The sequence below is a fragment of the Ensifer adhaerens genome, assembly GCF_002007205.1.
Classification (GTDB): domain Bacteria; phylum Pseudomonadota; class Alphaproteobacteria; order Rhizobiales; family Rhizobiaceae; genus Ensifer; species Ensifer adhaerens_D.
Genome location: NZ_LAZS01000014.1, coordinates 38,280 through 61,872 on the forward strand (window position 1 = coordinate 38,280; position 23,593 = coordinate 61,872).

Annotated in this window: 17 protein-coding genes and 1 pseudogene; 9 read left to right on the forward strand and 9 right to left on the reverse strand. The window is 63.8% G+C overall.

Annotated features, from left to right (window positions below):
• Nucleotides 1–105: 105 nt before the first annotated feature.
• From hemA to XB14_RS30430, 4 genes are all read right to left on the reverse strand, one after another.
• Entirely contained in the window at nucleotides 106–1,320 is a 1,215-nt protein-coding gene (gene hemA / locus XB14_RS30415; RefSeq protein ID WP_077967931.1) for a 5-aminolevulinate synthase, read from the reverse strand.
• 327 nt (nucleotides 1,321–1,647) lie between these two features.
• Complete coding sequence (locus XB14_RS30420; RefSeq protein ID WP_077967933.1) at nucleotides 1,648–2,445, reverse strand: FAD binding domain-containing protein; 798 nt, start codon at nucleotides 2,443–2,445, stop codon at nucleotides 1,648–1,650.
• Nucleotides 2,446–2,460: 15 nt separating this feature from the next.
• Nucleotides 2,461–4,806, reverse strand: coding sequence for a xanthine dehydrogenase family protein molybdopterin-binding subunit (locus tag XB14_RS30425; RefSeq protein WP_077967935.1), 2,346 nt, complete (start codon nucleotides 4,804–4,806; stop codon nucleotides 2,461–2,463).
• 80 nt (nucleotides 4,807–4,886) lie between these two features.
• Nucleotides 4,887–5,375, reverse strand: coding sequence for a (2Fe-2S)-binding protein (locus tag XB14_RS30430; RefSeq protein WP_077967937.1), 489 nt, complete (start codon nucleotides 5,373–5,375; stop codon nucleotides 4,887–4,889).
• Nucleotides 5,376–5,805: 430 nt separating this feature from the next.
• Here XB14_RS30430 and XB14_RS30435 point away from each other — a divergent pair, with 430 nt between their 5' ends.
• The 4 genes and pseudogenes from XB14_RS30435 to XB14_RS30450 all read left to right on the forward strand — a co-directional run.
• A complete protein-coding gene (locus tag XB14_RS30435) occupies nucleotides 5,806–6,063 on the forward strand; it encodes a glycine zipper domain-containing protein (RefSeq protein ID WP_058321762.1) in 258 nt (85 codons plus the stop codon).
• A 221-nt stretch (nucleotides 6,064–6,284) separates the two neighbouring features.
• Nucleotides 6,285–7,514, forward strand: a complete 1,230-nt coding sequence (locus XB14_RS30440) for an MFS transporter (RefSeq protein WP_077967938.1) — start codon at nucleotides 6,285–6,287, stop codon at nucleotides 7,512–7,514.
• Nucleotides 7,515–7,774: 260 nt separating this feature from the next.
• Nucleotides 7,775–9,688 carry an autotransporter assembly complex protein TamA gene (locus XB14_RS30445; protein WP_077967939.1) on the forward strand — a complete coding sequence of 638 codons (1,914 nt, stop codon included), beginning with the start codon at nucleotides 7,775–7,777 and terminating at the stop codon, nucleotides 9,686–9,688.
• A gap of 1,468 nt (nucleotides 9,689–11,156) precedes the next feature.
• A pseudogene (locus XB14_RS30450) lies at nucleotides 11,157–13,958 on the forward strand (translocation/assembly module TamB domain-containing protein); the annotation flags it as partial.
• Between the two features lie 175 nt (nucleotides 13,959–14,133).
• Here XB14_RS30450 and XB14_RS30455 read toward each other — a convergent pair.
• Complete coding sequence (locus tag XB14_RS30455) at nucleotides 14,134–14,640, reverse strand: MerR family transcriptional regulator (protein ID WP_077967940.1); 507 nt, start codon at nucleotides 14,638–14,640, stop codon at nucleotides 14,134–14,136.
• Between the two features lie 230 nt (nucleotides 14,641–14,870).
• Between XB14_RS30455 and XB14_RS30460 the strand changes: the two genes are divergently transcribed.
• A complete protein-coding gene (locus XB14_RS30460; protein ID WP_077968675.1) occupies nucleotides 14,871–15,662 on the forward strand; it encodes an APH(3') family aminoglycoside O-phosphotransferase in 792 nt (263 codons plus the stop codon).
• A 60-nt stretch (nucleotides 15,663–15,722) separates the two neighbouring features.
• On the opposite strand, the gene XB14_RS30465 is transcribed toward XB14_RS30460, so the two are convergent.
• Both XB14_RS30465 and XB14_RS30470 read right to left on the reverse strand, forming a co-directional pair.
• Nucleotides 15,723–16,205: a VOC family protein gene (locus XB14_RS30465; RefSeq protein ID WP_077967941.1), complete on the reverse strand. Its 483-nt coding sequence runs from the start codon at nucleotides 16,203–16,205 to the stop codon at nucleotides 15,723–15,725.
• A gap of 111 nt (nucleotides 16,206–16,316) precedes the next feature.
• A complete protein-coding gene (locus XB14_RS30470) occupies nucleotides 16,317–16,751 on the reverse strand; it encodes an Lrp/AsnC family transcriptional regulator (protein WP_077967943.1) in 435 nt (144 codons plus the stop codon).
• A gap of 156 nt (nucleotides 16,752–16,907) precedes the next feature.
• Here XB14_RS30470 and rocF point away from each other — a divergent pair, with 156 nt between their 5' ends.
• The 4 genes from rocF (at nucleotide 16,908) to XB14_RS30490 (ending at nucleotide 22,132) form a co-directional block, all read left to right on the forward strand.
• Nucleotides 16,908–17,831: an arginase gene (gene rocF / locus XB14_RS30475; protein ID WP_077967945.1), complete on the forward strand. Its 924-nt coding sequence runs from the start codon at nucleotides 16,908–16,910 to the stop codon at nucleotides 17,829–17,831.
• Between the two features lie 126 nt (nucleotides 17,832–17,957).
• Nucleotides 17,958–19,163, forward strand: coding sequence for an ornithine--oxo-acid transaminase (rocD, locus tag XB14_RS30480; RefSeq protein ID WP_077967948.1), 1,206 nt, complete (start codon nucleotides 17,958–17,960; stop codon nucleotides 19,161–19,163).
• Nucleotides 19,164–19,445: 282 nt separating this feature from the next.
• Nucleotides 19,446–19,925 (forward strand): chemotaxis protein CheW, encoded by a 480-nt coding sequence (locus XB14_RS30485; RefSeq protein WP_034803080.1) that lies wholly within the window; start codon nucleotides 19,446–19,448, stop codon nucleotides 19,923–19,925.
• A gap of 422 nt (nucleotides 19,926–20,347) precedes the next feature.
• Nucleotides 20,348–22,132 (forward strand): methyl-accepting chemotaxis protein, encoded by a 1,785-nt coding sequence (locus XB14_RS30490; protein WP_077967950.1) that lies wholly within the window; start codon nucleotides 20,348–20,350, stop codon nucleotides 22,130–22,132.
• Between the two features lie 145 nt (nucleotides 22,133–22,277).
• On the opposite strand, the gene XB14_RS30495 is transcribed toward XB14_RS30490, so the two are convergent.
• Both XB14_RS30495 and fdhD read right to left on the reverse strand, forming a co-directional pair.
• A complete protein-coding gene (locus XB14_RS30495) occupies nucleotides 22,278–22,511 on the reverse strand; it encodes a formate dehydrogenase subunit delta (protein ID WP_077967952.1) in 234 nt (77 codons plus the stop codon).
• Complete coding sequence (gene fdhD / locus XB14_RS30500; RefSeq protein WP_077967954.1) at nucleotides 22,501–23,340, reverse strand: formate dehydrogenase accessory sulfurtransferase FdhD; 840 nt, start codon at nucleotides 23,338–23,340, stop codon at nucleotides 22,501–22,503. Before fdhD ends, XB14_RS30495 begins: the two co-directional genes overlap by 11 nt.
• Nucleotides 23,341–23,593: the final 253 nt, after the last annotated feature.

The following is a 23,593-nucleotide window of genomic DNA, read 5'->3' on the forward strand; positions in this document are numbered from 1 at the left end:
CGCCGTCCGACAGACATGTTTCAGCCGTCGTCCGCGTCCCCTCTCCCCGCATGCGCGGAGAGTTTAGGGTGAGGGGGGCAGCACCGTCGAAGGATAAGCCGAAGCTTACGCGACGGCGCGGGCCAGCGCGCAGCGCGACCACAGCGAATGCAGGGCGCCGACCAGATGGTCGATGTCGGCGTCCGAATGCAGCGGCGTCGGGGTGATGCGCAGGCGCTCGGTCTTCTTCGGCACCGTCGGATAGTTGATCGGCTGCACGTAGACGCCGAAATTGTCGAGCAGGAGATCCGAGATCCACTTGCACTTGGCGGCGTCGCCAACCATCACCGGCACGATATGACTCGGGTTCGGCATGTGCGGAATGCCGCGCTGGTCGAGCAGCGAACGCAGGCGACGCACACGCTCCTGATGGGCGAAGCGTTCGACCTGGCTTTCCTTCAGGTGACGGATCGAGGCGAGCGCGCCGGCGGCAAGCGTCGGCGGCAGCGCCGTCGTGAAGATGAAGCCGGAGGCAAACGAACGGATGAAATCGCAAAGTGCGGCAGAGCCGGTGATATAGCCGCCCATGACGCCGAAGGCCTTGCCGAGCGTGCCTTCGATGACCGTCAGCCGGTGCATCAGGCCTTCGCGCTCGGCAATGCCGCCACCGCGCGGGCCGTACATGCCGACGGCATGCACTTCGTCGAGATAGGTCATGGCGCCGTACTTGTCGGCGAGGTCGCAGAATTCCTTGATCGGCGCGATGTCGCCGTCCATGGAGTAGACGGACTCGAAAGCAATGAGCTTCGGCGCACGCGGATCGGCAGCGGCGAGCTTGGCTTCGAGGTCAGCGACCGAATTGTGCTTGAAGATGACGCGTTCGCACTTGGAGTGACGGATCCCCTCGATCATCGAAGCGTGATTCCCGGCGTCCGAGAAGACGATGACGCCAGGAATCTTCGAACAGAGCGTGCCGAGTGCGGCCCAGTTGGACACGTAGCCCGAGGTGAACAGCAGCGCCGATTCCTTGCCGTGCAAGTCCGCGAGCTCGCGCTCAAGCAGGACGTGGTAGTGGTTGGTACCGGAGATGTTGCGGGTGCCGCCGGCACCGGCGCCGCATTCGTCGATCGCGCGCTTCATCGCCTCGGTGACGATGGAATGCTGGCCCATGCCGAGATAGTCGTTCGAACACCAGACGGTGACTTCCTGAACGCCGTCAGCTGTATGGCGCGCCGCCTTCGGGAATTGGCCGCGATGGCGGGCGATGTCCGCGAAAACCCGGTAGCGGCCTTCCTGATGCAGCCCGTCCAGCTCGTTCTTAAAGAAATTCTCGAAATCCATCATCTTCTCCAGTGCCCGGCCGCTTTTTTCAATCAAAGCGACCTGGGGTCAACCTCGGAATGCCCGGCATGTGCCAACTGCGGCAAAAGGCCCTTCAACCCCTGCCCGCCCAGCGAATGCATCCGAGATGATCTAGCATTTTTGATCCTGAGCATCTTCGCTGCTTTCACTGAAACCATTTCAACCAGAACAGCCCTAGTTTTGAAACATTCCAAAGAAAGCCTTAGCGCATGTTCATCTCTTCAAGCTTGATCGAAGTCAAGCAAGGAAGAAAAAAGGACGGCCGAAGCCGCCCTTTTTCGCTGTTTGTATGGCGGCACTGGGCGGTCATGCCGCAGCCACGGCGCGCTTGGCCATGACCTTCACCAGATTGGCGCGATAGGCCGCGTCGGCGTGAATGTCGGAGAGCAGCTCCGAGGCATCGACGCTGATATGGGCGAGCGCATCCGGCGACCAGTTGGCGGAAAGCGCCGCCTCCATCTCCGCCTGGCGAAAGACGCCGTTTGATCCCGCACCGGTGACTGCGACCCGGACCTCGCCATTGTCCCCTTTGGCGACGAAGACGCCGGTCATCGCATAGCGCGAGGCCGGATTGGGGAATTTCTGGTAGGCGGCCTTGGCCGGCGCATCGAAGCGAACGGCAGTGATGATCTCGCTGTCCTCCAGCGCCGTTTCGAACAGGCCGGTGAAGAAATCGTCCGCGGCGATCTCGCGCCGGTTGGTCACGATCGTCGCGGCGAGCGCCAGCATCGCTGCCGGATAGTCGGCCGCCGGGTCGTTGTTGGCGATGGACCCGCCGATCGTGCCCATGTGGCGTACATGCGGATCGCCGATATGGCTGGCGAGATGGCAGATCGCCGGACAGACGGCCTTGAGTGCCGCCGACGAGGCCACCTCATAATGGGTCGTAGCCGCGCCGATCCGCACGGATCGACCATTGACCGTGATGCCCTGCATCTCGGAAATGTGCCTGAGGTCGATCAGGTCGCTCGGCGACGCCAGCCGCTGCTTCATGGTCGGGATGAGCGTCATGCCGCCGGAGACATATTTGCCTTCGCCGGCCGCTTCCATTCGGCTGACGGCGTCCTGAACCGAGGACGCCCGGTGATATTGTGTCTCGTACATGAGGGTGTCCTCCGATCAGTTGGCCGCGTTGATGGCCGCCCACACCTTGTGCGGTGTCGCCGGCATGGTCAGCGCATTGTTGCCGATGGCGTCGGTAATGGCGTTGATCAACGCCGGTGGCGAGCCGATGGCGCCCGCCTCGCCGCAGCCTTTGACCCCGAGCGGATTGCCCGGGCAGGGCGTGTTCGAGGTCGAGACCTGGAACGACGGCAGATCGTCGGCGCGCGGCATGGCGTAGTCCATGTAGCTTGCCGTCAGAAGCTGGCCCGAGGGGTCGTAGTGCACGCCTTCGAGCAGTGCCTGGCCGATGCCCTGGGCAATGCCGCCATGCACCTGCCCCTCGACGATCATCGGGTTGATGATATTGCCGAAGTCGTCGGCGGCAACGAACTGGATGATCTTGGTCCGGCCCGTCTCCGGGTCGACCTCCACCTCGCAGATGTAGCAGCCGGCCGGGAAGGTGAAGTTGGACGGATCGTAGAACGCCCCCTCCTTCAATCCTGGTTCCATGCCCGCGGGCAGGTTGTGCGCGGTGTAGGCCGCAAGCGCCATCTGGAACCAGGGCACCGCCTTGTCGGTGCCGGCGACCTTCAGTTCGCCGTTCTCGATGACGATGTCGCTCTCGTCCGCCTCCATCAGATGCGCAGCGATCTTCTTCGCCTTGGCCTCGACCTTGTCGAGCGCCTTGGCGACCGCCGACATGCCGACGGCGCCGGAGCGCGAGCCATAGGTGCCCATGCCCATCTGTACCTTGTCGGTATCGCCATGCACGATGTTGACGCTGTCGATCGGCACCCCGAAGCGGTCGGCGACGAGCTGGGCAAAGGTCGTCTCATGGCCCTGGCCGTGGCTGTGCGAGCCGGTCATCACCTCGATCGTGCCGACGGCATTGACGCGGACCTCGGCCGATTCCCACAGCCCGACGCCGGCGCCGAGCGAGCCGACGGCCGCCGATGGTGCAAGCCCGCAGGCCTCGATGTAGCAGCTCATGCCGATGCCGCGCTTCATGCCGCGGCGTTCGGCCTCCGCCTTGCGGACGGCAAAACCGTTCCAGTCGGACGCCTGCATCGCCGCGTTCAGCGACGCCTCGTAGTCGCCCGCGTCATAGTTCATGATGACAGGCGTCTGATGGGGGAAGGAACGGATGAAATTGGCCCGCCGAAGCTCGGCTGGCGAGACCCCGAGCTCGCGCGCTGCCGTTTCCATGGTCCGCTCGAGCAGATAGGTCGCCTCCGGCCGCCCGGCACCGCGATAGGCGTCGACCGGCGCGGTGTTGGTGTAGACGGTCCGCACATTGGCGTGAATCGCCGGAATATCGTACTGGCCGGAAAGCAGCGTCGCATAGAGATAGGTCGGCACGCAGGAAGAGAAGAGCGACATGTAGGCGCCGAGGTTGGCGATCGTGTCGACCTTGAGCCCGATGATGCGGTTGTTGGCGTCGAAGCCCATCTTCACCTTCGACACGTGGTCGCGGCCATGCGCATCGGTCAGGAACGCTTCGGTGCGATCCGACGTCCATTTGACCGGCACGCCGGTGCGCTTCGATGCCCAGAGACAGACGATTTCTTCCGGATAGATATAGATCTTCGAGCCGAAGCCGCCGCCGACATCAGGCGCAATCACCCGGAGCTTGTTTTCCGGTGCGACATTGTAGAAGGCGCTCATCACCAGCCGCGCCACATGCGGGTTCTGGCTGGTGGTGTAGCAGGTATAGTGATCGTCGCCGGCATCATAGATGCCGAGTGCGGCGCGCGGCTCCATCGCGTTGGGCGACAGCCGGTTGTTGTGGATCTCGACCTCCGTGACGTGGGTGGCCGCGGCCATCGCCTTGTCGGTCGCGGCTTCGTCGCCGATCTGCCAGTCGAAGATCAGATTACCGGGCGCTTCCGGATGAATTTGCGGCTGTCCCGCCTTGAGCGCCGTCGACGCGTCGATCACGACGGGAAGTTCCTGGTAATCGACGACGACGGCTTCCGCCGCATCGCGTGCTTCGGCAACGCTGTCGGCAACGACGATCGCCACGGCATCGCCGACATAGCGCACGGTCTCGTGCGCAAGCGGCCGCCAGGCGCCCATCTTCATCGGCGTTCCGTCCTTGGAGTGGATCATCCAGCCGCAGATCAAATTGCCGATGCCGTCGGCGAGCAACTGCTTGCCGTCGAGCACGCCGATCACGCCCGGCATGCCCCTGGCGGCCGTCGCATCTACCTTCAGGATCTTCGCATGCGCATGCGGACTGCGCACGAACACCGCATATTTCATGCCCGGCACGGACATGTCGTCCGTATAGCGGCCCTTGCCGGTCAGGAACCGCTTGTCCTCCTTGCGCGCCACGCGCGCGCCGATGCCTTCAACGCCCATTGCCTATCTCCTCCCGAGATATCCAGCGACAGTCTCTCGATGACATGCGTCAGGGGGCGAGATCCGCCCCCGATCTACCGCTATTCCGCAGCCACGCGGGCGCCGCCCATCTCGGCGGCGGCGGCAAGGATGGCTTTGACGACGTTGTGGTAACCGGTGCAGCGACAGATATTGCCTTCGAGCTCGGCGCGCACCGTCGCCTCGTCCAGTTGGCCCTGATGCCTTCGGATCATGTCGACGGCCGTCATCACCATGCCGGGCGTGCAGAAGCCGCATTGCAGGCCGTGATTGGCCTTGAAGGCCGCCTGCACCGGGTGCAGCTCGCCGTCGGCCGCCAGCCCCTCGATGGTGGTGATCGTGGAGCCTGCCGCCTGCGCGGCAAGGATGGAACAGCTCTTGACCGATTTACCGTCCATATGGATGACGCAGGCGCCGCACTGCGTGGTGTCGCAGCCGACATGGGTGCCGGTCAGTCCGAGATTTTCGCGTATGAATTGCACCAGCAATGTGCGGTCGTCGCAATGACCGCTCACCTGACGGCCATTGACCGTCATCGTTACCTTCGCCATTTCGCTCCTCCGGGGTCGGTCAATGCCAACACGAGCGCGGCCGGAATGTCGGGTGAGATGGTTCACGCGACTAGGGTACGCGCCAACTGATATCGATGCCCGTCGCCCACGGATCCGCTCCTCCGGATTTTGCAGGCTTGTTTGTATCATTTGTCTTTTTTTGGAATGCCGCAACCGTCCCCGCCCACCGGACGACAAAATTTTTCCATGCCGGTTGCATCTCGGGAACCGAGCCTTCATGTCCCGTTCAGGAACGATATCATTATCTTGCCGCCAGGAAGAAACCGCAGCGCTCCCGTAGACTTTCAATGGGGACCGCGTATTTTCCGAACTGCAAGTTCAGGTGGAGCGGGAAGTGCCCGGCTTCGCCATCATCCAAGGGACGGACTGAGCGATAGGCTTAAGATCCGTAGAGATCGGAGAGAACAACATGAAGAAAGCCATCGCACTCGTGCTGGTCGCCCTGTCGGTCGCAAGCTGCACCCAGACGGAAAAAGGCGCCGGCATCGGTGCCGTTTCCGGCGCGATCATCGGCGGCGCGGTTACCGGCGACGTCCGTGGCGCAGCGGTCGGTGCAGCCATCGGCGGTGTTTCCGGCGCGGTTATCGGCAACGTCACCGAACAGCCGGGCCAGTGCTACTACCGCGACCGCTACGGCCGCCGCTACATCGACTCCTGCCCGCGCTAAGGCGCAGCAAGGACGATCGTCCTCGGCGGAGCGCAAGCTCACCGACGGAGACGTTTCCCCCCTCATGGCGGATCGCCCTGAGGGGGTTTTTCGTTCAGAAGACAGCCACCACAAAAAAACGACGCACGCCTCGACGAATTGGCCGGGCGCGCTGAAACCGGGTGGCTCTTGCTCACGCAAATCCGTTTCGTGGCCTCGACCTAAATGATCGAGGCTCCCCCATGTCGAAACCGGAAAATATCCCCCTACCCCCTGCCTTCAAGCGGATCGGCTGGTCCAACCTGTTTGCGCAGTTTTCGGAGCAGATGGCGCTGGCCGCCGCTCCGCTCGCCGCCGTACTTCTGCTCGCCGCAGGACCTGCAGAAACCGGTTGGCTGCAGATGGCCCAGACGCTTCCCTTCCTCCTGCTCTCCATTCCCGCCGGTCTCATTGCCGACCGCGCATCCAGACGCAGGCTAATGGTCTCCTCGGAAATCCTGCGCGCATTGTCCCTGGTCGCCACCTTGCTCCTGATGGTCAGCGGCCTGCTGTCGCTGCCGCTCCTAGCCATCATGGGTTTCGTCGGCGCGATCGGCACGGTCTGCTACAATGTTGCCGCACCTGCCCTTATCCCGGCGATCGTTCCCCGTGCCCAGTTGGGCGACGCCAATCGCTGGATGGAGCTCGCCCGCAGTCTGGCCTATTCCGGCGGACCCGCGATCGGCGGCGCGATCGTCGCATGGACCGGCGCGTCTCTTGCCTATGTCGCCGCCACATGCCTGTCCCTTCTCTCCGTCGTCCTGCTTGCTGGCCTTGGCGACCACCAGCCGCCGACCAGCCCCAGGCGCAAGCTCCTTCAGGATCTGGTCGAAGGCGCCCGCTTCCTGGCCGGCCACGCGCTGCTCAGGCCCATTCTGGTGACCGCGATCGTCTTCAATACCGCCTGGTTCGTGCTGCAGGCGGTCTATGTCGCCTATGCCATTCAAACCCTCGGGCTGACGGCGACCGGCGTCGGCGTCACGCTCGGCATCTATGGCGCCGGCATGATGATCGGCGCCTTCGCAGCACCTGCCATTGCGCGCCGCATCCCCTTCGGCCTGATGATCGTCCTCGGTCCGCTCGGCGGGCTGACGGCGGCCACCGTGATGCTCGCGACCGTCTGGATCCCCTCAGGCGCCCTTGCCGGTTTGAGCTTCTTCCTGTTCGGCGCCGGCCCGGTGCTCTGGTCGATCGCCACGCTCACCCTGCGGCAGGCCGTCACCCCCAATGCGATGCTGGGGCGCGTATCGGCCTTCATCACCACAGCCACCTTCGGCGCCCGGCCGATCGGTGCAGCGCTCGGCGCCGTCGTCGCCACGCGCTTCGGCGCCGAGGCGTGCCTTGCCGTCGCAGCAGTCGGCTTCCTGATCCAGTTCCTCGTCATCATCGCTTCCGGCGTACCGCAATTGCGGGCGCTGCCCGAGGCGGCATAGCGGCTCGACGCCGGGCGAGGCCAGGCCTCCAACAAGGGCCCGGCGCCCGACTGTTGTCGGCACCGCAGAGCCGGTGGTTGTGCTGCGCTGACAACATTTCCGCGCTTTTTCGACGAAATCGGCACCGAATTTCGGCATCAGGGGTGGATGCAGCGGGTGGTCATCGTTAACAGATGGAAAACCTTAGGCATGCGATAGTGACCCAGCCGCATAAGCAGGCAGTTTGTATTGGGTCGCCTGAAGACGGGATGCGGAAGCGAATGTCCCCACCACGGTCGAGTATTGCGTACTGGAAGGCAGCGACTGCGTTTGCTGTTGCCTTTTCGTGCGCGCTTGGCCCGCTTTCCGTCGAAAAGGCCTATGCGTTCAAGCTCTTCGGCATGAAGTTTTTCGAGAGCGACGAGGAGGAGGCGCAGGTCATCGACCCGGTCAACTACACCCTCACCTTCGATGCCGGCACCGACGACAAGGAACTGAAGGAAGCGCTGGAGAACAGCTCTCAGCTCGTCCAGGGTCAGGAAAAGCCGGTCTCCGGCGATCTCGGCCTTGCGATCCGGGCGCGTGACGACCGCGACCGGCTGCTTGCCGCGCTCTACGAAAAGGCCCGCTACGGCGGCACCGTGGCGATCCGCGTCAACGGTGAGGATATCGACAGCCTGCCCCCGGATCCAGCTTTTCCCGATGGCAAGCCGATCCCGGTCACCGTCACCGTCTCACCGGGACCGGTGTTCAGCGTCGGCTCGGTACGGTTCGAGGGAGACGCGGCCGGCTTCAATCCTGCCGATTACGGGCTTCCCGCCGGCGCCCGCGCCGATTCGACCCTGATCATCAAGGCGGGCGAAAAGGTCGTGAACGATCTGCGCGAGCAGGGCCGGCCGCTGGCCAAGCTGACCGAACGCAGCGCCGTCGCCAACCACGCCAACTCGACCGTCGACATCGTCATCGGCGCCAACGGCGGGCCCGTGGCGCCCGTCGGTGAGGTCAGCGTCAATGGCACCAAGACTGTCGATCCCGGCTTCGTGCGCGACTATTCGCGGCTGAACGAAGGCCGACCCTATTCGCCCGAGGACATCCGCAAGGCATCCGAGCGCCTGCGCCAGCTCGGGGTCTTCTCGAGCGTCACGATCAAGGAAGCCAACACGCTTTCGCCGGATGGATCGCTGCCGATGAAGATCGAGGTGTCCGAAGGCAAGCACAAGTATTTCGGTTTCGGCGCCCAGGTTTCGACCACCGACGGCCTCGGCCTTTCGGGCTACTGGGGACACCGCAACCTCTTCGGGCGGGCCGAATCGCTGCGCATCGAAGGATCGGTCGACCGCATCGGCGAGACCAAGGAACTGGACAGGCTCGACTATTCGGTCGGCATCCTCTTTGCGAAACCGGGCGCCTTCGGCCCCGCCTCGACTTTTACCGCGAGCGTCAGGGCCAACATCCAGGACCCGGACGCCTACCGCGCCAAGATCCTGACGGCGGCGGCCGGCGCGACCTTCGAGCTTTCGCCGACCGACACTTTCTCCGGCGGCGGCGAGCTCAGCTGGGCCAATATCGACGACGCCTTCGGCTCGAATTCCTACCTGACGGCCGCCATTCCGCTCGAATATGTGCGCGACACCCGTGACGACAAGCTGAACGCAACGGACGGCTACCGTGCGATGATCAACGCCAAGCCGAGCTACGAGATCAAGGGACAGACCTTCTTCTCGTCCTTCGAAGCATCGGCATCAGGCTATCACGCGCTTGGCGACGAGAAGCGCTTCGTGCTTGCCGGCAAGATCGGCGCCGGCGTGCTCGTCGGCGGCAGCGGGCTTGAGGATATTCCGGCCAACCGTCGCTTCTATCTCGGCGGCGGCGGCTCGGTGCGCGGCTATTCCTACCAGGAAATCGGCCCGCGCAATTCCGACAACGAGGAGACCGGCGGGCGCTCCTATGTCAACGCCTCGCTCGAAGCCCGCATCGCGATCACCGACACGATCGGCGTCGTTCCCTTCATCGACGCGGGCACGGTTTCGGCGAAAACGACGCCCGATTTTTCCGACATCCGCGCCGGCGCCGGCATCGGCCTGCGCTACGCGACGCCTTTCGGCCCGATCCGTCTCGACTTCGCGGTTCCGCTCAACAAATATCCGGGCGGCACCAAGTACGGCATCTATGCCGGTATCGGGCAATCCTTCTGACGCGCGTCGTTTCTTCCGCAAGAACCGGCAAATTGCCGTCTTCGGTTGATAGTTTCCAGCCGCGGAGATTCCGCTGCAGCGCAACTTGCGTTATGGGTGAATGATGAATCAGGTCGTCCGCTTCCTTCGCGCGACGCTGCGCTTGCTTAGCGTGATCGCGGTCGTTGCCCTCCTTCTCCTCGCGTTCGTGGGCTTCACGACACCTGGCGCCCGGCTCGTTGCCTGGGCGATCGAGAAATATGCGGCAACCCCCGACCAGATCGTGCGGATCGCCGATCCGAGCGCACTGCTGACGGGCGAGTTTACGGCCGGAAGCATCACGCTGCTCGACGGTGAAGGTATTTATGCTGAGGTGCGCGAGCTCAAGCTCAACTGGTCGCCGGCAGCTCTCCTCTCTTTCCGCTTCGAGGCCGCAGCGCTCTCGGCCGGGACGGTGCGCGTCGAACGCCTGCCGATCCCCTCCACCGAGACCAAGGAAGTCCGCTCGACCTTTGCGCTTCCCGTGGATGTCAAGATCGACGCGATCGACCTCAAGGAAATCATCATCGGCAAGGCGATAGCCGGTGAGGACCAGTTCCTGACCGCCAGCGGCAAGATCGACGCGACCAACGAAAGCATCGCCCTTGGCCTCGCCGCCGCCCAGCGCGACCGGCCGGAGGCACGCGCGGTCGCCGATATCGTCTTCAATCCGGCGGGTAACGAGCTGAAGCTGGAAGCGACCGTGGACGAGCCCTCAAACGGCGTGTTGGCCAAGCTTCTTCGCCTGCCCAACGAACCCTCGGTCAACATCAAGCTGACCGGAGAAGGCCCTCTTTCCGACTGGGCCGGCAGCGTTACGGCCGCACTCGACGGCAGCGAGATCCTCAAGCTCGGCGGTCGCCACGTCCAGACGCCCGACGGAATGCATCGGCTGACCGTCGAAGGCGGCGGCGGGTTCGGCTCGCTGACGCCGCCGGCGCTGCGCCCGATGTTCCAGGGTGATACCAGGATCGACATTGCCGCCGCGTTCAACGACCAGGGTCTGGTTCAGGTCGACAAGGCGCATGTGACGACGGGCGCACTCTCCTTTGCAGCCTTCGGCACCTACGACAGCCAGGGCGAGAACAACCTCAAGGCCAGGCTCGCCGGTACCAAAGGCGCGATCGATTTCCGCTGGCCGCTGCAGAAGGGCGAAGCGCAGGCCAAGATCAATGCCGTCGACCTGTCGCTGGTCGGCGACGCGCAGGCCGCCATTCTCGACATCTCCGCAGACGTCGCCTCGGTGGCGCTGCCGGACGTGGCGCTCGGCGCGGTCAAGCTTTCGGCGCGCAGCGACAGCTTCAATCTCCAGGCGCAATCCGGCCCGGTGAAGACGGTGATCGAGGTGGGCGAGGCCGGCTTCACCGACGCCAACCTGGCCCGCCTGGTCCAGGCGCCGCTGAAGGTGGACGCGACCCTGTCTGTGACGAAGGCAAACATCGCCTTCAATCCAGTGACGATCGAAAGCCCCGGCGTCGGCGGCTCGCTCATCGGCGCCTTCTATCGCGACGAGAATACGATTTCCGCCGCCTTCAAGCTCTTTGCCGTTCCAGGTGCGCTGCCGCCGGCAGCCGCGGCGAAATTTGACGGCACGATCGCGCTCTCCGGTGAAGTGAAGAGGGCAATCGACGGCAGCGTTACCGTGGAGGGTCTCGACCTCAAGTCGAGCACGATCGAGGCAGCCGGCACCGTTGCGCTGGCCGAGAGCAACCTGACGGCCGATCTCAAGGGCACCCTGCCCGATCTCGGCAAGCTGCTTGCCGACGCCAAGGGCAAGGCGGACTTTACCGCCGCCGTGACCGGTCCGCTCGCCGAACTCGGCATCAAGGCCGAGCTGACCTCGAGCGGCGCGACACTGGCCGGCCGCACGCTCAGCGACCTCACGATCAAGGCCGACGCCAAGGCCAATCCGTCGAGCCCGCAGGCAAGCCTGACGGCAACCGGCGCGCTCGACGGCCAGGCAATCGACGTCAAGGCCGACGTCGTCTCCAAGGATGGCCGCACCGCAATTCCGGTGCTCGAGGCTCGGATCGGCGAGAACAAGCTGACCGGGGCGATCAATTTTACCCCGGACTTCAAGCCGGACGGCACGGTCACCTTCAACCTGCCCGATCTCGGCCTCTTGGCCGCCATGGCCGGGCAGAAGGCCTCCGGCGACCTTAACGGCTCGGCCGCCATCAAGACCCAAGACGGCATCACCTCCGTCGTGGTCAAGGCCGGCGGCAGCGGAATCAAGCGCGATGCGCTGACGATCTCCAAACCGACCGCCGACATCACCATCGCCGACCTTGCGGCCCTTGCCATCAAGGGCACCATCCGCGCCGAAATGGTGGCGCAGGGCGAAAACCGCGTTTCCGGATTGGCCGTCGATTTTGTGCAGCAGGCCGGCCGCACCGGCTTTGCCGTCGACGGCAAATATGACGGCGGTCCGCTGACGGTAAAGGGCGATCTTGCGAGCGCGAAAGGACGCACGGAAGTCCGCCTCGCATCCTTTGGCGCAACGCCGAAGGGCATCCCGCTCAAGCTGGCGCAGCCGACGGTGATCGCCATCGAGAACGGTATCGTCCGCCTGAACGGACTGACGATCCAGGCATCGAAGGGCACCGTCGCCGTCAACGGCACCGCCGGCGAAAAACTCAATCTCACCGCGAAGCTCAACGCGCTGCCCGCAGCACTCGTCAACGCCTTTGCGCCTGATCTCGGCGCCGAAGGTACGATCGCCGGTACCGTCAATGTCGGTGGTGCAGCATCCGCGCCTGTGGTCGCCTACGACCTCAAATGGTCGGGCGCCTCGCTCGCGGCAGCCCGCACGGCCGGCGTCGCCGCCTTCGACATCACGGCCAACGGCAGGTTCGCCAACAACAAGGTGACGCTCGACACGACGCTTTCGGGCGCCGGCGGCCTCTCCTTCAAGGGCGGCGGCACTGTCGATATCGGCGGCAACATGCCGATCGCGATGAAGTTCAACGGCAACGTTCCGTTTGCGCTCATCGCCAACCTGATGGCGGAAAAGGGTTTTACGCTCACCGGCCAGGCAAACGTCGATGTCGCGATTTCCGGCTCGGCCAAGGCGCCGCAGATCGCCGGCACGGTGACGACGTCGGGCGGCCGCCTCGTCGACGTGCGCCGCAATCTGGCGCTCAACAACCTGACCGCCAATGTCGCGCTCGACGGCAAGCAGGCGACGATCTCCAGGCTCTCGGCCGATCTCGCGACCGGCGGCTCGGTCGAGGCAGCAGGCACGGTCGGCACCGTTCCGGGCTCCGGCTTCCCGGCCAACCTGACGATCAAGCTGAACAATGCAACCTACGTCGACGGTACGCTGTTCAACGCCAACCTTGCCGGTGAATTGACGCTCACCGGTCCCTTGGTCTCAACGCCTACGCTCGGCGGCAAGGTGACGATCCGCAAGGCATCGATCACCATTCCGGAGAAGCTGCCGACCTCGTTGTCGGCGATCGACATCAAGCACAAGAACGCACCACCCAAGGTGCAGAAGATGGTCAAGGACCTACGCAAGGACGAGGTGCCGGCCGCCGGCGCCAGTGCCAGCGGCGTTATCGCCTTCGATCTTAGCGTCAACGCCCACCAGGTCTTCGTGCGTGGCCGCGGCATCGACGCGGAACTTGGCGGCGACCTGACGATCCGCGGCACCGCCGTGCAGCCGATCGTGTCCGGCGGCTTCGAGATGCGCCGCGGGCGCCTCGAAATTCTCGGCAAGCGCCTGACCTTCACCGACGGCAATATCGGCTTTGGCGGCGACCTGATCCCGACGCTCGACCTCAAGGCGACGTCCAGCGTCGGCGCGACCACGATCACCGTCTCGGTCGCGGGCCTCGCCAACAACCCGCAGATCGCCTTCTCCTCGTCGCCGGCGCTGCCGCAGGACGAGATCCTGGCACAGCTCATCTTCAACCGGTCGCTGTCGAACCTGTCGGCCTTCCAGATCGCCCAGCTGGCCTCCGCCGTCAGCCAGCTGGCCGGCGGCGGATCGACGTCGCTGCTCGACGGCCTGCGCAACAAGCTTGGCGTCGACGATCTCGACGTCACCACCGACGAGAACGGCGGCGCTTCGGTGCGCGCCGGCAAGTACCTCAACGACCGGACCTATATCGAGCTGCAGCAGGGTTCCGATTCCGCCTCCAGCAAGGCGGTCATCAATCTCGATGTCGGCAAAGGCGTGAAGCTCAAGGGCTCAGCCGCCGGAGACGGTTCGGCCGCGGGCGGCGTCTTCTTCGAGAAGGAATATTGAGGGTGCGGCGGGCGAGTATCGCCTGCCCGCTCAATGACCCGCGAACCGATCGCGATCCGCGGGTCCCGACGATGACCGTCCCGGCGGCCAGGTCCGCCGCGTTCCTTCGGATATGCACCTGGCGTTCTAAGCCCTGGATTTGGGCATGGCTCCAGCGCAAACCACTGCGCATCTTTTAGCGGCCTGCTTCAAGCCCAGCACTCTCGGAAACGAAGGAAGCCTCACGGCGCGGGCGCGTCTGCTCGTAATGGCGCCATGCGACGGCGTCAGGCGACAGGCCGGTCATCCCGGTCTCCCTGGCAAGCACGACGAGCTCGTCGATTGAGAGGGCATCGCCCCCCTCGATCTTCCGGAGAGCGGCATCGATCAACGACAGACCGTGGTCAACACGGTCGCGCAAGTCCGAGAACGCCGCTTGCTGGACGGCCAGCGTTTGCCCGAGCGCGGGCGCCGTTCCGGCAAGCATTTCGGTAATCCGCGTGAGGCTGAGGCCAAGGCGCCTCAGCGCCAGGATTTCCGTCAATCGCGCAATTTCGACGGCACCGTAGAGGCGCCACTTCTTCTCCGTCCGCCGCGGCGTTATCAGGCCGCGATCCTCATAGACCTTGAGGGCGCGGACGGTGAGGCCGAGACGGTTGGCGCATTCGGCCGCCGACAGCAGTTCATTGTGGTTCACGCCCATGAGCACCTTCTCGAAACACTTTCAAAAAGGTGACCTTGCGGTTGGGCGGAGCGGTCTTTGCTAAGTTTTGATGGAGATTTGGCGAAGACGTGCCGTGAAAGGCGATTTGTCGGCGCGCCCAGCCGCAACATGTGGGACCGGTCCGTGGAATTGCCACTTTGCCGAACCTACATCGGCATCGGCGCGCGGCCCCGCCCGTCATTGTTTCATTCTTTTTTCCGGTGGTTGCCTTGCCCTCTTCTTTTCCCCATCCCGAACTGCCCGACCAATTCCGCCCCCTCGTCGCCGGCTATCAATGGAACCGGGATCTGCTCGGGCAATCCGACTCGAGCATCTTTCTGTTGAAGGCGCCGGACCGTCCCATGCTGGTGCTCAAGCTCGAAGCGGCCGAACCGTTCAGCGAATTCGTCGACGAGGCCGCGCGGCTCGATTGGCTGGTGTCCGAGGGTGTGCCCTGTCCGCGAGTGGTCGCCCGGGCTTTCGGTGCGGAAGCGAACTGGCTGCTGCTGCAGGCCGTGGAGGGCACGGACCTCGCCTCCACGACACTGTCGCCCAAGGACCAGATCGTCATCCTTGCGGACGCGCTGAAGCGGCTGCATGCGCTGGACATCGCCAACTGCCCCTTCGATCACCGGATCGAAAAACGCATCTCCATCGCGAAAGCGCGCACCAAGGCCGGCGTGATCGACGAAAGCGACTTCGACGAAACGCGGCTCGGCCGCACGGCAGCGGATCTCTTTGCCGAACTGCAGGCGCGCATGCCCCGAACCGGCAAGCTCGTCGTCACCCATGGCGACGCCTGCCTGCCGAACATCATCGAGAAGAACGGCCGGTTTTCCGGTTTCATCGATTGCAGCCGGCTGGGCGTCGCCGACCCCTATCAGGACACAGCACTCGCCTGCCGCAGCATCGCCTACAATCTCGGTGAGGAATGGGTTCAGCCGTTTCTGACGCGCTACGGCATTGAGAAGGACGATGCGGAGAAACGCGACTTCTACTGCCTGCTCGACGAGTTCTTCTGATCGCCGGCGGCAGGCAGCGACCAAAGTGCATGCTCAGGCAGGCGAAAGGCCCGCAACGCCTCAGGCGGCGTTGCGGGCCTCGATGCTCAGATCGACGATATCGGCATCTTCGATGGCGTTGAACAACGCCCAGATATGGCCGAAGGGATCGATGAAGGCGCCGACGCGATCGCCGGTCGACAACGTCTCCGCCGGATTGCGCAGGCTTGCCCCGGCGCCGATTGCACGGCCGATGACGCGATCGACGTCGCGCACATGCAGCTCCAGAATGACCGCCGTCGTGCCGAGCGCATGCGGCGAGCGTGGCCCGCCGAGCTTGGGCTCGGCATCGCGCCGCGGGCTGGCCCCGGCAATCCGGAAGACCGATTCCCCGATTCTCAGATCCGCACTCGTCAGAATCCCGCTCGGCCATTCATGCCGCTGCAACAGTTCGGCACCGAGCGCCTCGCGATAGAAGGCGATGGCGCGATCCTCGTCGCCATGCCTGACGAACAGCTTCACACAGATCTGCCGATCGGCAAGCCTGCCGCCATTGGCAACCATGACATCCTCCATCTTGGGTGAGGCGGCCATCATAGCGGAATATGAGAACAAATCAAGAACAATTCGCAATCGAGGAGCGATTTCCTCCTCGGTTCGGATGCCATGAAACGCTTAGAATACGCCGGTCATCTTGCTGGTTTTCAACAGGATATTCGTTTCCGTGACGGTGATGCCGTCGATCAGGCGGATGCGCCGCAGCGTCTCGTCGAAGGAGACGAGATCGCGGTCCTGAAGCTCGGCGATAAAGTCCCAGCGGCCGTTGGTGCTGTGCAACGCCTTGACCTGCGGCAGGCCGCGCAACTGCTCCGCGACACGGTCGGCCATCTTGCCGTGCACCTCGATCATGACGACGGCGCGCACGCCGGAGGCCGGGATTTCCGCACCGGTGCGGATGGTGAAGGCAGCGATTGTACCATTGGCCACCAGCCTGTCGATGCGGGCGGCCACGGTCGCCCGTGACACACCGGTCATTTCCGATAGCGTCGAAACGGGAATGCGCGCATTCTGGCGCAGCGCGCTGATGAGCGCCTGGTCGAGATCATCCATTGCTTGTCACTTTGCAAAGTCAGACTTATCAATCTGTCGATTTTAGCTCGCTAATCGGCAGTTTTCCATCTTTTTGCTGACGCGCATTTTCGCCATAATCTGCGCGATCCCAAACCGGGAACCTATGGGAATATTTTAAGAAGGAATCGGGCGGACATGACGACCATCACGCTGATCGGCGCACCCATCGAGGAAGGCTCTGGACGACGCGGCGCGGCCATGGGTCCGACGGCCCTGCGCATCGCCGGCATCGACACGGTGCTGCGCGACCTCGGCCATACGGTTCACGACGAAGGCGACGTCAAGCCGCTTCCGGCACGCGATCTCGCCAACCACCCGGGCGCCAACAACCTGCAGATCGTCGCAGCCTTCGCGCGCGCACTGCATGATTCCGTGCACGACACCGTTCGCAAGGGCCACTTCCCGATCATCCTCGGCGGCGACCATGCGCTCTCCATGGGCAGCGTCTCCGGCATGGCGCGCTACGCCGCCGACGTCGGCCGGCCGCTCTTCGTGCTCTGGCTCGACGCACATGCCGATTTCAACTCGCCGTCGACCTCGCCCTCCGGCAACATGCACGGTATGCCGGTCGCCTATTTCTGCGGCCAGGCCGAGTTTGCCCCGATCCTGCCGTCCGACCGTCCGCTCGTCGATCCGAAGAAGGTCTTCCAGGTCGGCATCCGCTCGGTCGACGACCGCGAGCGCGAAGAGATCACCGAACATGGTGTGCGCGTCTACGACATGCGCGCCGTCGACGAACTCGGCATGGCCCATATCATGCGCCAGATCCTCGAAGAGGTTCGCACTGCCAACGGCCTGCTGCATGTCAGCCTCGACGTCGATTTCATGGATCCGGAACTGGCCCCCGGCGTTGGCACCACCGTTCCCGGCGGCGCCACCTTCCGCGAAGCGCACCTGATCATGGAAGTGCTGTGGGAAAGCGGGCTCGTTTCCTCGCTCGACGTCGTCGAACTCAACCCCTTCCTCGACGACCGCGGCAAGAGCGCGCGTATCCTGGTCGAACTGACGGCGAGCCTCTTCGGCCGCCGCGTGCTCGACCGGCCGACCCGCAGCGCCTGAGACCCTGCATAATTCCTTCAAACGAAATCGTTTCGAGGAATTATGCAGAAAATCAAAGTGCTACAGCGACCTTTGCGCGTCTGTCTAGACGCGCGGCGCCGTAGAAGAAACACCGGAGGACGATATATGAACACGACGGCAGCCCTGATCGAAACCGAATACCGGCTCGGCGCCCATAACTACAAGCCGCTCGACGTGGTGCTTTCGCGCGGCGAAGGCGTCTATGTCTGGGACATGGAGGGCAACCGCTACCTCGATTGCCTCTCGGCCTACTCCGCAGTCAATCAGGGCCATTGCCACCCGAAGATCTTCAAGGCGATGATGGAACAGGCGCAGAAGCTGACGCTGACCTCCCGCGCCTTCCGCAACGACCAGCTGGCGCATTTCTACGAGGAAATCGCCGCACTGACCGGCTCGCACAAAGTGCTGCCGATGAACTCGGGCGCGGAGGCTGTCGAGACTGCCGTCAAGGCGGTGCGCAAGTGGGGCTACGAGGTCAAGGGCGTCGCCGAGAACAAGGCCGAGATCATCGTCTGCTCCAACAACTTCCATGGCCGCACCATGGGCATCGTCGGCTTCTCGACCGATCCGGACGCCCGCACCGGCTTCGGCCCGTTCGCGCCCGGGTTCCGGGTCGTACCCTTCGGTGACATCGACGCCTTCCGTGCGGCGATCAACGAAAACACCGTCGCCTTCCTGGTCGAGCCGATCCAGGGCGAAGCCGGCGTCATCGTCCCGCCGGTCGGCTACTTCACGACCGTTCGCGAGCTCTGCACCAAACATGGCATCACGCTGATCCTCGACGAGATCCAGACCGGCCTTGGCCGCACCGGCAAGCTGCTTGCCGAAGAACACGAGGCGATCGAGGCCGACGTGACGCTGATCGGCAAGGCTCTATCAGGCGGCTTCTATCCGGTCTCGGCCGTGCTTTCGAATTCCGAAGTGCTCGGCGTGCTCAAGCCCGGCCAGCATGGCTCGACCTTCGGTGGCAACCCGCTCGCCTGCGCCATCGCCCGCGCGGCGCTGAAGGCGCTGACCGAGGAAGGCATGATCGAGAACTCGGCTAAGATGGGCGAGCGTTTCCAGAAGGGCCTCACCGACATCCGCTCCAACATCATCAAGGAAGTGCGCGGTCGCGGCCTGATGCTGGCGGTCGAACTGGTGCCGGAAGCCGGCGGCGCACGCAAGTATTGCGAAGCGCTGAAGCAGCTCGGCATCCTTGCCAAGGACACCCACGGCGACACGATCCGCATCGCGCCGCCGCTCGTCATCACCGCCGAGCAGGTGGATTGGGCGGTCGAACAGTTTGCTAAGGTTCTCGCCTCCGCCTGATTTATCGTTTCCGCCCCGGGTCACTCTCGGGGCGGATCCTTCGTAAGCATTTGCAAAAGCAAGTCTTAACGAATCCCGGCCTATAGTGCCTTCCCAAAGCGCAAAGCGGTTCCTCCGCGCATGATGCAGCTGCGCCCCGCCGGATGTGATCGGCGGATTGTAAAGATCTCTCCCGAACGGATCTTCGGCCGCGCCTCACGCGCCGGCAACCATGTGGAGAGATCTCGAGTTTGGCGGTGTCGCGCCCATAGGGCGTCGACCGGAAAGCTGGAAGGAACTTCGATGACAAGCACACTCAGGACGGCCGGGTTCGACGGCGAGACGCTGGAAATCATTGCGTTCCGCCTCCACGATCAGGAATTCTGCGTCAAGACGACGACGATCCGCGAAATCCGCGGCTGGGCGCCCTCGACGCCCATCCCGCATTCGCCGCCGGAAGTGATCGGCGTCATGAACCTGCGCGGCACGGTGATCCCGATCATCGACCTCGCCCACAAGCTCGGCATGAAATCGACGACCGCCAACGAGCGCAGCGCCATCGTCGTCGCCGAGGTGCACAACATGGTCATCGGCCTCGTCGTCGACCGCGTCTCCGACATTCTCACGGTCCAGGGCAGCCAGGTGCAGCCGGTGCCGGAAGTGACGGCCTCCTTCGACAAGAGCTTCGCCGAAGGCATCATCGCCAATGAGACCGGCATGATCTGCTTCCTCAATCTTGCGCGCATGTTCAAGGAGCGCGAAGTCGAAGAACTCGCGGCCTGACGCCAAGTACAAACGACCATTAAGGCCGCCCCACATGCGTGGGGCGGCTTTTTTATTGGTTAAAAGCCCACTTGCCGAGCAATAATTTGGAAAAACAGGAGTGACTAATTCAACTAAAATTGGGATCTATGAGTTTTTACAACTGAAATTTGATAGTTGCTATTTTAACACCCGCTTAATAATCCTACCACTAACCTAGATTGCATCAACACGGCGCCTTGGGCATGAAGCCCGGTAGTTCGAACTCCTTCACGAAGCACGAAAGCGCTGACCGGATTGGGCCAGCGCAGGACGACCAGACATTATTCGGGATGCCGGTATTTGTCCTAGTCCGGGAGTTGCGCCGCTCTGGCCCCGCAAGCCCTGTCAAATGAGGCACGAAGCCCCGGCTTGAGCCAATCAAACGAGATCAGAGGGTTATTATGTTCGCTCTCGGAAAAATTGCAGACGCGAACCAGATCATCGCCGCGCTTTCGAAGTCGCAGGCCATCATCCAGTTCGACCTGACCGGCAATATCCTCACCGCCAATGAGAACTTCTGCGCCGCAATCGGCTACAGCCTCCAGGAAATCGTCGGCCAGCATCACCGCATGTTCTGCTCCGCCGATTACGCCCAGACGCAGGAGTACCGCGACTTCTGGGCCCGGCTCGGCCGCGGCGAATTCGATGCCAATGCCTACAAGCGCGTTGCCAAGGGCGGCCGCGAAATCTGGATCCAGGCGAGCTACAACCCAGTCTTTCGCAACGGCAAGCCTTACAAGGTGGTCAAGTTCGCCAGTGACATTACCGCCGCCAAGGCAAGGGCGACGGAAGATGCCGGCAAGCTCGACGCGATCTCCCGCTCGCAGGCGATGATCGAGTTCACGCCATCGGGCGAGATCCTGACCGCGAACGAAAATTTCTGCGCGGCCCTCGGCTACAGCCTCCAGGAAATCCAGGGCAAGCATCACAGCATGTTCTGCGAACCGAACTACGCGCTCACTGCCGAATATGCCGACTTCTGGAAACGTCTGGCGGCCGGCGAATTCTTCTCCAACGAGTTCGTGCGCTACGGCAAGGGCGGCAAGGAGATCTGGATCCAGGCGGCCTATAACCCGATCCGCGATTTCAGCGGCAGGGTCTACAAGGTCGTCAAGTTCGCGACCGACGTCAGCGAGCGCATGAGCGCCATCAACAGCCTCGGTGCCGGCCTGAGGGCGCTCGCCGAGGGCGACCTGACGCGAAATCTCGACACGCCCTTCGTGCCGAGCATGGAAGCGGTGCGCATCGACTTCAACGGCGCGAGCGCCAAGCTGCGCGACGCGATGCGGACCGTCGGCGACAATGCCAGCGCGATCGCCTCCGGCGCCCGTGAAATCCGAGCCGCCGCCGACGACCTGTCGAAGCGCACGGAACAGCAGGCGGCCTCCGTGGAAGAGACCGCCGCAGCGCTCGACGAGATCACCACGACCGTATCGGACTCCAGCCGCCGCGCCGAGGAGGCCGGCGGCCTGGTCGCCAAGACCAAGACCGGCGCCGAACGCTCGGGCAAGGTGGTCAAGAGCGCCATCGACGCCATGGACCAGATCGAACAGTCGTCCCGCGAAATCTCCAACATCATCGGCGTCATCGACGACATCGCCTTCCAGACCAACCTCCTGGCGCTGAACGCCGGTGTCGAGGCGGCGCGGGCGGGCGAAGCGGGCAAGGGCTTCGCCGTCGTCGCCCAGGAAGTGCGCGAACTGGCGCAACGCTCCGCCAGTGCCGCCAAGGATATCAAGGCGCTGATCGGCACATCGACCGAACACGTCAAGAACGGCGTGTCGCTAGTCGGCCAGACCGGGGCGGCGCTCGAGGAAATCCTCGTCCAGGTCCAGGAAATCAACGCCAACGTCTCGGCGATCGTCGAAGCCGCACGGGAACAATCGACAGGCCTCAAGGAGATCAACCAGGCGGTCAACTCGATGGACCAGGCGACCCAGCAGAACGCCGCCATGGTCGAGGAAAGCACGGCCGCAAGCCACGCCATGGCCCGCGAGGCGGAAGCCCTGCACGAACTGCTCCGCCAGTTCCGCTACGGCGAACAGGCCCAGCTCATCGACGCGGGCCGCCACCTTGACGATCGCACGCCGCCGTCACGCCTGCACACGACCGCCCGCGCCATGCGCAGCGGCCAACGAACGAGCCTTGCCGCGGCACCGGCCACGGACGGCTGGCAGAATTTCTGAGCGCACATCCCTGCACCCCGCGCTCGGGAATGGGGAAGGCGGCGACCGGTAGCCGCCTTCCCTTAAATCTTTTCAGGGGAGTGCCGGCGCAAGAAAACGCGCTGCCGATGAGCGCGCGGAAGCTCTGGCTGATGAGGAAAGCAGACTAGGCCGCTTCCGGACGTTTGATTTTTGCGGCCGCCTCCAGCACCAGCGGCGTCAGCCCTTCGCCGCCCTTGTCGATATGCTCGAACAGTTTGCGCCGCATACGCGGCTCCCAGTATTTGTTGATATGGGCGGCGACGCCCTGCGCCGCCTCGCTCTCGGGCTGGCTCTTGAAGAAGGTGGCGATCTGGTTCGCCATATAGATCAGCTTGGCGTTGGTGTTGTCATGCGACATCGACGGCAGCTCCGGACTTGATGCGTTCGGCATGGGTGAAAATCTCGAATTCGTCGCCGCGCACCAGCGCGATCAGCGTCATGCCCGCGGCTTGCGCCGTGCGGATGGCAAGCGCCGTCGGCGCCGAAATGGCAATGATCACGGGGCTGCCGACGACAGCCGTCTTCTGCACCATTTCGACGGACACGCGGCTGGTGACGACGACGGCGCCGGCGCTTCCCCTGAAGCCGGCGCGCGCAGCGGCCCCCACCAGCTTGTCGAGCGCATTGTGACGGCCGACATCCTCGCGCACCGCGATCAGGCCGCGACCCGGCACGTAGAAGGCGGCGCCGTGCACGGCGCGCGTTTCGAAATGCAGCGGCTGCTGGCCGTTGAGCAGCGCCACGGCCGAGACCACGTCCTCTTCAGAAAGAGTCAGCTTCGAGCCGGAAACGTCCGGCGTCGGCCGTACCGCCTGCTCGATCGATTCGATGCCGCAGAGCCCACAGCCGACAGGGCCCGCCATGTGCCGCCGGCGCTGGCGCAGCATGTCGTTTTCTTCGTCCTGAAGCACGATCTGCAGGTCGATGCCGAGATTGCCTGCGATTGTTTCCGAGACGATCTCGACCGATTCGATCTGGTCGGGATCGGTGATGATGCCCTCGGTCAGGCTGAAGCCGACGGCAAAATCCTCGAGATCACCGGGCGTCGCCATCATCACCGCATGGGTCGAGCCGCCATAAGAAAACGCAACCGGCGTTTCCTCCGGCACCGCGCGCGAGCCGTCCCGAAGCGCGCCGTTGCGGCGAGCCGTCTCGGGGACGGTCTTTGATATCTTGAAGGTGGTCATCGCGCCGCTAGGCGTTGGGCGCCCCCTCGCTGTGTTGAGAGTGGCTCACCCCCCTCTGCCCTGCCGGGCATCTCCCCCACAAGGGGGGAGATCACGAGCGGGAACCGTCTGCGCTTATCACGTGCTCCAACATCGCGGAGATGATCTGGCGTCGAACGCAGGGCCAAACGAGACGCAAGCGGGCGAGCCCAGCGAATCTCCCCCCTTGTGGGGGAGATGGCCGGCAGGCCAGAGGGGGGTAAGCTCAAGGCAC